Source organism: Dokdonella sp. (genome assembly GCF_036518555.1).
GTDB lineage: Bacteria > Pseudomonadota > Gammaproteobacteria > Xanthomonadales > Rhodanobacteraceae > Dokdonella_A.
This window is the reverse complement of the sequence record NZ_DATDMY010000150.1, coordinates 21,503-30,033: the sequence shown is the minus strand read 5'-3', so window position 1 is coordinate 30,033 and position 8,531 is coordinate 21,503. Positions and strand designations below refer to the sequence as shown.

General features: G+C 71.1%; 9 protein-coding genes. 6 read left to right on the top strand and 3 right to left on the bottom strand.

The window, feature by feature from the left end:
• The 5 genes from VI238_RS09425 to trpC all read left to right on the top strand — a co-directional run.
• Positions 1-210 (top strand): hypothetical protein (locus tag VI238_RS09425; RefSeq protein ID WP_414650049.1); only part of this gene is annotated, 210 nt, incomplete at its 5' end.
• Between the two features lie 79 nt (positions 211-289).
• Positions 290-886 carry an aminodeoxychorismate/anthranilate synthase component II gene (locus VI238_RS09420; RefSeq protein WP_331650730.1) on the top strand — a complete coding sequence of 199 codons (597 nt, stop codon included), beginning with the start codon at positions 290-292 and terminating at the stop codon, positions 884-886.
• A gap of 24 nt (positions 887-910) precedes the next feature.
• Positions 911-1,810 (top strand): hypothetical protein, encoded by a 900-nt coding sequence (locus VI238_RS09415; protein WP_331650728.1) that lies wholly within the window; start codon positions 911-913, stop codon positions 1,808-1,810.
• Between the two features lie 20 nt (positions 1,811-1,830).
• Positions 1,831-2,874, top strand: a complete 1,044-nt coding sequence (gene trpD, locus VI238_RS09410; RefSeq protein WP_331650727.1) for an anthranilate phosphoribosyltransferase — start codon at positions 1,831-1,833, stop codon at positions 2,872-2,874.
• Positions 2,871-3,665 (top strand): indole-3-glycerol phosphate synthase TrpC, encoded by a 795-nt coding sequence (gene trpC, locus VI238_RS09405; RefSeq protein ID WP_331650726.1) that lies wholly within the window; start codon positions 2,871-2,873, stop codon positions 3,663-3,665. The genes trpD and trpC overlap by 4 nt, the downstream gene beginning before the upstream one ends.
• Before the next feature lie 114 nt (positions 3,666-3,779).
• Here trpC and VI238_RS09400 read toward each other — a convergent pair whose 3' ends face one another.
• Positions 3,780-4,262, bottom strand: coding sequence for a GNAT family N-acetyltransferase (locus VI238_RS09400; RefSeq protein ID WP_331650724.1), 483 nt, complete (start codon positions 4,260-4,262; stop codon positions 3,780-3,782).
• Positions 4,263-4,391: 129 nt separating this feature from the next.
• On the opposite strand from VI238_RS09400, the gene VI238_RS09395 reads away from it, so the two are divergent.
• A complete protein-coding gene (locus VI238_RS09395; protein WP_331650722.1) occupies positions 4,392-5,405 on the top strand; it encodes a bifunctional helix-turn-helix transcriptional regulator/GNAT family N-acetyltransferase in 1,014 nt (337 codons plus the stop codon).
• A 173-nt stretch (positions 5,406-5,578) separates the two neighbouring features.
• On the opposite strand, the gene VI238_RS09390 is transcribed toward VI238_RS09395, so the two are convergent.
• Positions 5,579-6,010, bottom strand: coding sequence for a DUF3574 domain-containing protein (locus VI238_RS09390; protein ID WP_331650721.1), 432 nt, complete (start codon positions 6,008-6,010; stop codon positions 5,579-5,581).
• On the bottom strand, positions 6,007-8,472 hold the full coding sequence (locus tag VI238_RS09385) for a S9 family peptidase (protein WP_331650719.1): 2,466 nt from the start codon (positions 8,470-8,472) through the stop codon (positions 6,007-6,009). Before VI238_RS09385 ends, VI238_RS09390 begins: the two co-directional genes overlap by 4 nt.
• Positions 8,473-8,531 lie beyond the last annotated feature (59 nt).

Sequence of the window (8,531 nt, the reverse complement as noted above, 5' to 3'; positions counted from 1 at the left end):
ATCCGCCACGCGCGCGAGGCGAATCCGTCGATCGCCGTGCTGGCGCGCGCGCATTCGGACGACGAGGTCGCCTATCTGCTCGGCGCCGGCGCCGACGCCGCGGTCATGGGCGAACGCGAGATCGCGCGCAGCATGTGCGAGGCGGTCGACGGCCTCGAGCGCTGGTTCCCGCCGCGCGCGACCGCGCCCTCCGCTCCGGACGCGGCCTGAGCGCGCCGCGCCCGTATCGGGGCGTGCCGTCGATAGGCCGTATACTCGCGTTCCGGCTCCGGTCCCGATGGGCGTCCGCATGCTGTTGATGATCGACAACTACGACTCGTTCACGTTCAACCTCGTGCAGTACTTCGGCGAGCTCGGCGAGGACGTGCGCGTGATCCGCAACGACGAGATGACATTACCCGCGCTGCGCGCGCTGCGGCCGTCGGCGATCGTGATCTCGCCCGGCCCCGGTACGCCGGACGACGCCGGCGTGTCGCTCGAGGTGCTGCAGCGGCTCGGCGGCGAGGTGCCCGTGTTCGGCGTCTGCCTCGGCCACCAGTCGATCGGCCAGGCGTTCGGCGGGCGCGTGATCCGCGCGAAGGAGATCATGCACGGCAAGACCTCGCCGATCCATCACGCGGGCCAGGGCGTGTTCCGCGGCCTGCCCAATCCGTTCGAGGCGACGCGTTACCACTCGCTCGTGGTCGAGCAGTCGTCGCTGCCCGATTGCCTCGAAGTCACCGCGTGGACCGAGCACGCGGATGGCTCGCGCGACGAGATCATGGGCCTGCGCCACCGCAGCCTGCCGATCGAAGGCGTGCAGTTCCACCCCGAGTCGATCCTCACCGAACACGGCCACGCGATGCTGCGCAATTTCCTCGCGCAGGCGTTGCCGAAAGCGGCGTGATGCCGCCGCACTCTGGAGGGAGCGATGCGCGCACGCCATGTCCTGTCCGTCGTCGTCGCGAGCGCCTTGCTCGCGGCCTGCGCGGCGAAGCCCGTGCATGAGGTCGCCTTCGAGCTCGTCGGCGACGCGTCCGTGTTCCTGCCGGGCGTCGTCTCGTCGGAGTATTCGGAAATCCGCGCGGCAGTGAGCCCCGACGGTGACAACGTGCTCTGGGGCAGCACGAACCGGCCCGGCGGCGCGGGTGGTTGGGACATCTGGATCTCGCGGCGTCGCGACGGCGCGTGGAGCGCGCCGGTCGCGGTCGCATTCGACACGCCTGCGAACGAATTCGATCCCGCGTTCGCGGCCGACGGTCGCAGCGTCTATTTCTTCTCCAATCGCGCCGGCGGCTACGGCGGCGACGACCTCTGGCAGGTCGCGTTCGATCCCGCGACGGCGGCGTTCGGCACGCCGGCGAACCTCGGCGCGGGCGTCAATTCGGCCGGCGACGAATGGGCGCCGACCCCGTCCGCGGACGGCCGCACGCTGTTGTTCGCGACGAACGGCCGCCGCGGCGCAGGCCGCCACGACCTGTTCACGAGCACCTGGCGCGACGGCGCGTGGCAGCCTGCCGTACCGCTCGCGGGCGAGGTCAACGGCGCCGGCGACGACTTCGACGCGGCCTGGCTCGACGGCGGTCGCGTGCTCGTGTTCGCGCGATCGGACGACGTCGAGAACGCACCGATCGCGCTGTGGTCGGCCGTGCGCGACGGCGACCGCTACGTGCGCGCGCAGCGACTCGACGCGCGCGTCGACGTCGACGGCGGCTGGATCCTCGGTCCGTCGACCGATCCGGCGCATCCGGGCGTGCTGCTGTTCTCCGGCGAACGTCCCGGTGGACGCGGACGCGCCGACATCCACTCCATCCGCTACCGCGTGCGCTGAGCGCGAACCCGAACCGACCCATGCCGATCACACCGCAGGAAGCGCTGCAACGCGCGATCGAACACCGCGAGATCTTCCACGACGAGATGGTCGACCTGATGCGCCAGATCATGCGCGGCGAGGTGTCGCCGACGCTCGTCGCCGCGATCGTCGCGGGCCTACGCGTGAAGAAGGAGACGATCGGCGAGATCACCGGCGCCGCGCGCGTGATGCGCGAGCTCGCCGCGAGGGTCGACGTCGGCGCGCCCGCGCACTTCGTCGACATCGTCGGCACCGGCGGCGACGGCGCGCACACGTTCAACATCTCGACCGCGAGCATGTTCGTCGCCGCGGCCGCGGGCGCGAAAGTCGCCAAGCACGGCAATCGCAGCGTGTCGTCGAAGTCGGGCAGCGCCGACGTGCTCGAGGCGCTCGGCGCGTCGATCGACCTCGATCCTGCGCAGGTCGCGCGCTGCTTCGCGCAGACCGGCATCGGCTTCATGTATGCGCCGAACCACCATCCGGCGATGAAGGTCGTCGCGCCCGTGCGCAAGGAACTCGGCGTACGCACGCTGTTCAATATCCTCGGGCCGCTGACCAATCCCGCGGGCGCGCCGAACATCCTCATGGGCGTGTTCCATCCCGATCTCGTCGGCATCCAGGTGCGCGCGCTGCAGCAGCTAGGCGCGCGCCACGCGCTCGTCGTCTGGGGCCGCGACGGCATGGACGAGATCTCGCTCGGCGCGGCGACGATGGTCGGCGAATTGCGCGACGGCGATGTGCGCGAGTACGTGATCGAGCCGGAGGATTTCGGCCTGGTGATGGCGTCGAGCCGCAACCTGCGCGTCGCGCACGCGCTCGAATCGAAGGCGCTGCTGCTCGAGGCGCTCGACGACACGCCCGGCGTCGCGCGCGACATCGTGCTGCTCAACGCGGGTGCGGCGCTGTACGCGGCCGACCTCGCCGGCTCGATCCAGGACGGCATCGAGCGCGCGCGCGCGGTCGTCGCGAGCGGCGCCGCGCGCGCGAAGCTCGACGCGTTCGTCGCGGCGACGCGCGCGCTGGCCGCCGAGGGTCGCGCATGAGCGACATCCTGCAACGCATCCTCGCGCGCAAGGTCGAGGAGATCGCCGAGCGCAGTGCGCGCGTGCCGCTCGCCGAACTCGCGTCGCGGGTCGCCGGACTCGCACCGACGCGCGGCTTCGCCGCCGCGATCGAGGCGAAGCTCGAAGCCGGCCTGCCCGCGGTGATCGCCGAGGTGAAGAAGGCGAGCCCGTCGCAGGGCGTGATCCGCCCGGACTTCGACCCGGCCGCGATCGCGGCGAGCTATGCCGCCGCAGGCGCCGCGTGCCTGTCGGTGCTCACGGACGCCGATTTCTTCCAGGGCAGCGAGGCGTACCTGCAGCAGGCGCGCACCGCGTGCACGCTGCCGGTGCTGCGCAAGGACTTCACGATCGACGCGTACCAGGTCTACGAAGCGCGCGCGATCGGCGCCGACGCGATCCTGCTCATCGTGGCCGCACTCGACGACGCCGCGCTGCTCGACCTCGCCCTCGTCGCGGCCGAACTCGACCTCGACGTGCTCGTCGAGGTGCACGACGAACGCGAGCTCGAGCGCGCGCTCGACATCCCTGCGCCGCTCGTCGGCATCAACAACCGCAACCTGCGCACGTTCGAAACCTCGCTCGACACGACCTTGCGCCTGCGCGGGCGCGTCGACGAAGGCCGCGTGCTCGTGACCGAAAGCGGCATCCACGCGCCGGCCGATGTCGCGCGCATGCGCGACGCGGGCGTCGACGCGTTCCTCGTCGGCGAGGCGTTCATGCGCGCACCCGATCCGGGCGCGGAGCTCGCGCGCCTGTTCTTCGCGCGCTGACGGACGAGCGGGTCGAGTGATCGAGGCAGCCCGCCATGCGTCGACTCCTCGACGCCGTGCCGTGCCGTTCGCGCACGCGCGCGCCGCTCCGCGCCCCGCTGCGCTGCACCCCTGCTACTGCGCGAGCCTGAGCGCGTAGAAGCGCGTGCCGGCGATGTGCGCGTCGCCGTAGGGCGGTGTCTCGATGAAGCCGAGGCGGCGGTAGAGCGCCTGCGCGGACGTCATGCTCGCGAGCGTGTCGAGGCGCAGTTCGGTGTAGCCGGCGACGCGCGCGGCGTCGACGATCGCATCGACGAGACGCGCGCCGAGCCCGAACCCGCGGCAAGCGTCGCGCACGTAGAGGCGCTTCATCTCGCCGCTGCGCGCGTCGTAGCGGCGCAAGGCCGCGCAGCCGGCGGCGGCGCCGTCGACGAACGCGAGGAACAGCGCGCCGTCCGGCCCGACGTACGGCGCGGGCAGGCCGGCGAGTTCGGCCGAGAAGCCCTGGTATTCGAGATCCACGCCGATCGCCCCGGCGTACTCGCGGAACAAGGTGCGCGCCGTCGCGACGAGTGACGCGTCATCGACGCGGCGCAGCACGATCGAAGGTTTCGCCATGGGGTTCGCCGTCGCGCGGCGGTTTCGCCGCATGGCCATGCTACGTCGCCGGCGACGCCGGCGGCAGTCTTGCGCGAGCCTTCCCGAAACGCTAACGTAAGCACTTACGTAACAGCCGACGGACGAGTGATGATGTTCCTGCACGCGCAAGGCGAGCTCGCGCTCGGCAGCCGGCTCAAGGCGGTCAGCGAGAGCCTCTATGCGGCGGCCAACGCAGCCTATCGCGAGGCCGGACATGACCTCGACGCGCACTGGTTCCCGGTGCTGCGCTACCTGCAGGTGCGCGGGCCGGCCTCGGTCACCGAGATCGCCGCGGCCATCGGCCAGACGCATCCCGCGGTAAGCCAGCTCGCGGCGAAGCTGCGCGCGCAGGGCTGGATCACGCGCCGCACCGATCGCAGCGACGCGCGGCGCGGCGTGCTGGAACTCTCGGCCGAGGCGGAACGCAAGCTCGATCGCCTCGGCCCGGTGTGGTGCGCGATCCGCCGCGCCGCAGCGGCCGCGGCTGCACGCGGCGGCGGCACGCTGCTCGACGCACTCGGCGCGTTCGAGGCCGACATCGCCAGCGGTCGCCTTGCTGCCGACATCCGCTCGCACCATGCGCGCCTGAAGGGCGCGACGATCGGGATCGAGCCGTACCGGCCGGAATGGGCGCCGCACTTCGAGCGCCTCAACGTCGAGTGGCTGCAGCGCTGGTTCACGCTCGAGGACGTCGACCGCGCCGTGCTCGGCGATCCGCAGACGCACGTGATCGAACCGGGCGGCACGATCCTGTTCGCGACGCTCGACGGCGAAGTGATCGGCACCTGCGCGCTGCTCAAGGAGGCGCCCGGCGTGTACGAGCTGTCGAAGATGGCGGTCGAAAGCGGCTTTCGCGGCTTCGGCGCGGGCCGCACGCTGCTCGACGGCGCGATCGCCGAATTCGGGCGCCGTCGCGGCCGCACGCTGTTCCTCGAATCGAGCAAGCGCCTCGGCCCTGCGCTGCAGCTGTACGAGAGCGGCGGTTTCGTGCACCACCCGGCGCCGCGGCCGGGCAGCCATTACCAGCGTGCGGACGTCTACATGGTGTACGAACCCGACAAGGCGAAGCGTCAGCGGGCGAAGGTGGCGCCGCGCAGGCATCTGCGCGTGGTGGGGCGCTGAACCGGGCTGTGCGGACTCCGCGCCGGTGTGATGCCGCGACGGCTGCGCCCTTCGCGTCGAGCCGCCCTACGCGCATTCCGTGCGTACGATCGGCTGGTGTAGTGCGCGGCAAGCCGCGCAGCGGGCGAGCCGCTTCCGGCGTGCGTCCATCCTGACCCGCGCCTTGACGCGCGTCAGAACGCCACGCACGCCGCCGTGCGCTCGCGCAGCACCGCATCCTGGCGGAATCGCTCGCGATAGGCTGCGACGACCGTGCGCAGCGCGGCCTCGCTCGGCGCGTCGCGGTCGTGCACGATCACGACGACGCGGCTCGCCTCGCTGACCGGCGCGCCGTCGTCGCCGAGCCAGTGGCCGCGCGCGTCGAGCGTGGTGTAGCCGCGCGGGAACGCGTGTGCGAGCACCTCGTCGTCGAAGCGCTGCCAGGCGGCTTCGTCGACCTCGCCGCCGCCGGGGATCGCGCGGCCGAAGTAGAGCGTGTCGCGCAGCAGCGACTGCTCGTCGCTGCGGCAGCCGAGCGGATGGTCGCGCACCCACTCGGCATGGCAACCCGCGAGCGCGGCGAGCGCGCCGGCGAGGCCGAGCCGTGCGAGCGGGTGCGTGCTCATCGCAGATTGGCCTGGAACAGCTTGTGGATGCGCTTGTACTCGTCGAGCCACGAATCGGCGTGGGTGAAGCCGTGGCGGTCGAGCGGGTAGCCGGCGAGTTCGAAGTCGTCCTTGTGCAGCTCGATCAGGCGCTGGTACAGGCGCACCGAATCCTCGAACAACACGTTGTCGTCGATCATGCCGTGCGCGATCAGCAGCGGCCCGCGCAGGCCGTCGGCGAACTCGATCGGCGACGAGCGCTCGTACGCGATCGGGTCGAGCTGCGGCGTATTGAGGATGTTCGAGGTGTACTCGTGGTTGTACTGCGTCCAGTCGGTGACCGGGCGCAGCGCGGCGCCCGCGCGGAACACCTCGGGTGCGCGGAACATCGCCATCAGCGTCATGAAGCCGCCGTACGAGCCGCCGTAGACGCCGACGCGCCGCGGGTCGACCGCCGCGTTCTCCTCCAGCCAGTGCACGCCGTCGACGAGGTCCTCGAGCTCGGGGTGGCCCATCCGGCGGTAGATCGCCGTGCGCCAGTCGCGGCCGTAGCCTTCGCTCGCGCGGTAGTCCATGTCGAGCACGACGTAGCCTTCCTCGACGAGCAGGTTGTGGAACATCTGCTCGCGGAAGTAGTACGGGAACTGCTCGTGCACGTTCTGCGTGTAGCCGGCGCCATGCACGAACAGCACCGCGGGATGTTTCTTCGACGCGTCGAAGTCCTTCGCCTGATAGAACTTCGCGTAGATCGGCTGCTTCGTGTGCGTCGAGGGCAGTTCGACGATGCGCGGCTCGATCCACGTGCGCGCCTTGTACTCCGGCGTGCGGGTATCGGTGAGTTCACGCACGGCGCCGCCGTCGACCGTGACGAGCGCGAGCTGCGCGGGCACGTAGGCGCTCGAGTGCAGCACGGCGAGGCGGCTGCCGTCGGGCGACAGCGCGAACTGCTGCATGCCGTGCAGGTTCGTCACGCGCTCGAGCTTGCCGCCGCCCGCCGGGACGCGGTAGACGTCGTAGCGATACGGCGCCTCCGCGTTCGAGCGCAGGTAGAACCAGCGCCCGTCGGGCGAAAGCGCGGGCGCGGAAACTTCGAAGCGGCCGCTCGTCAGCGCGCTCGCCTTGCCGCCGGGCCGCTTGGCGTAGAGCTGGGCGAAACCGGTTTCCTCGGACACGTACCAGAGCGTGCGGTCGTCGCGTTCCCAGCCGAACTCGTTGAAGTTCCAGTTGATCCAGGCGGGATCGGTGAGGCGGTGCTGGCAGACGAGCCTGCCGCGGTCGAAGTCCACCGTCGCGATCCAGCGATCCTTGTTGTCGATCGCGCGGATCTGGATCGCGAGCGCGGCTCCGTCGGCGCTCCAGGCGATGCCGCCGCCGCCGCCGTCCTCGGCATCGGCGACGATGCGGATTGCGCGGGCCGCGGGTTCGTCCTTCCTCGCCTTGTCCTTGTCCTTGTCCTTCGGCGCTGCCTTGCCGTCGTGCGCGCCGGCGCCGGCGTCGGCCTGGAGTTCGCGCTTGCGCGCGGCGTTCTCCTCGCGCACCGCCTCCAGCGGATCGTCGTGGATGCCGGGCAGGTCCTCGCTGGACAGCGCCTGCTGCGTGTGCTTCTGCAGGTCGAGCAACACGAGCGACTGCGGTGCCGGGTCGTTGCGGCCGACGCGCGTGCGCTCGTCCTCCTGTTCCTCGTAGCCGGACTCGGTCACGAAGCGCTGCAGCTTGCCCTGCTTGCCCTTCTCGTAGCCCTTCGGCGACGTGACGACGAGCATCCAGCGTCCGTTCGGCGAGAGTGACGTGCCTTCGATGCGGACGTCGTCGCCGAGATGGAACGGCAGCGGTGCGCGCGTCGGATCGCCTTTGACGAACTCCTCGCCGTGCTGCCGGCGCGCGTCGCGGTCGGCCTTGTCCTTGCGCAAGGTCGAGAACCAGCGCAGCTGGTCGGCACCGAAGTCGTCGGGCTGGCGGGCTTCCGGGTCCTTCTCGGCCTTGACGATCGCGGCAGGTCCGCCGATCGCGCCCGCGATGTCGTAGCGGAACCACGCGGTTCCAACCCGGTAGTGCAGGCTGCGACCGTCGGCCGAGAACTGCGGGGACGCTTCCTCGTCCGGCGTGCGCGTGACCTGGACGAGGCGACCGCTGCCGAGGTCGCGCATGAACACGTCGCCGCTGCGCACGAACGCGGCGCGCGTGCGCGAGCGGTCGTACACCGCGTCGCCACCGTCGGCGTTCGCCATCGCGGCCGGTTCGACGACCGTGTCGCGGCCGTCGCCGAGGTCGATGCGATGGCGATCACGCACCGGCGAGCCGCTGCGCTTGAGGTCGTAGTAGACGCTCTTGCCGTCGAGGCCCCAGTACGGATTCTCGACCGGCGCCCCGATCCAGTCGGGCTCGGCCATGGCCTGCTCGAGCGTGATCGACGGAGCTGCCTGCGCCGGCGCGGCGGCAATGCCGAGCAGGGCGGCGAGGCAGGCGACGGCAAGACGATCCATACGGAACTCCGGCAAGGTACGCAAAGCCGACAGGATAGCCGCTCGCGCCCGCCGCGTAC

Excerpts from the sequence above, each read along its gene's own strand:
- VI238_RS09395 (WP_331650722.1), top strand. The coding sequence starts at position 4,392 with ATGATGTTCCTGCACGCGCAAGGCGAGCTCGCGCTCGGCAGCCGGCTC.
- VI238_RS09400 (WP_331650724.1), bottom strand. The coding sequence starts at position 4,262 with ATGGCGAAACCTTCGATCGTGCTGCGCCGCGTCGATGACGCGTCACTC.
- VI238_RS09415 (WP_331650728.1), top strand. The coding sequence starts at position 911 with ATGCGCGCACGCCATGTCCTGTCCGTCGTCGTCGCGAGCGCCTTGCTC.
- trpD (WP_331650727.1), top strand. The coding sequence starts at position 1,831 with ATGCCGATCACACCGCAGGAAGCGCTGCAACGCGCGATCGAACACCGC.
- trpC (WP_331650726.1), top strand. The coding sequence starts at position 2,871 with ATGAGCGACATCCTGCAACGCATCCTCGCGCGCAAGGTCGAGGAGATC.
- VI238_RS09420 (WP_331650730.1), top strand. The coding sequence starts at position 290 with ATGCTGTTGATGATCGACAACTACGACTCGTTCACGTTCAACCTCGTG.
- VI238_RS09385 (WP_331650719.1), bottom strand. The coding sequence starts at position 8,472 with ATGGATCGTCTTGCCGTCGCCTGCCTCGCCGCCCTGCTCGGCATTGCC.
- VI238_RS09390 (WP_331650721.1), bottom strand. The coding sequence starts at position 6,010 with ATGAGCACGCACCCGCTCGCACGGCTCGGCCTCGCCGGCGCGCTCGCC.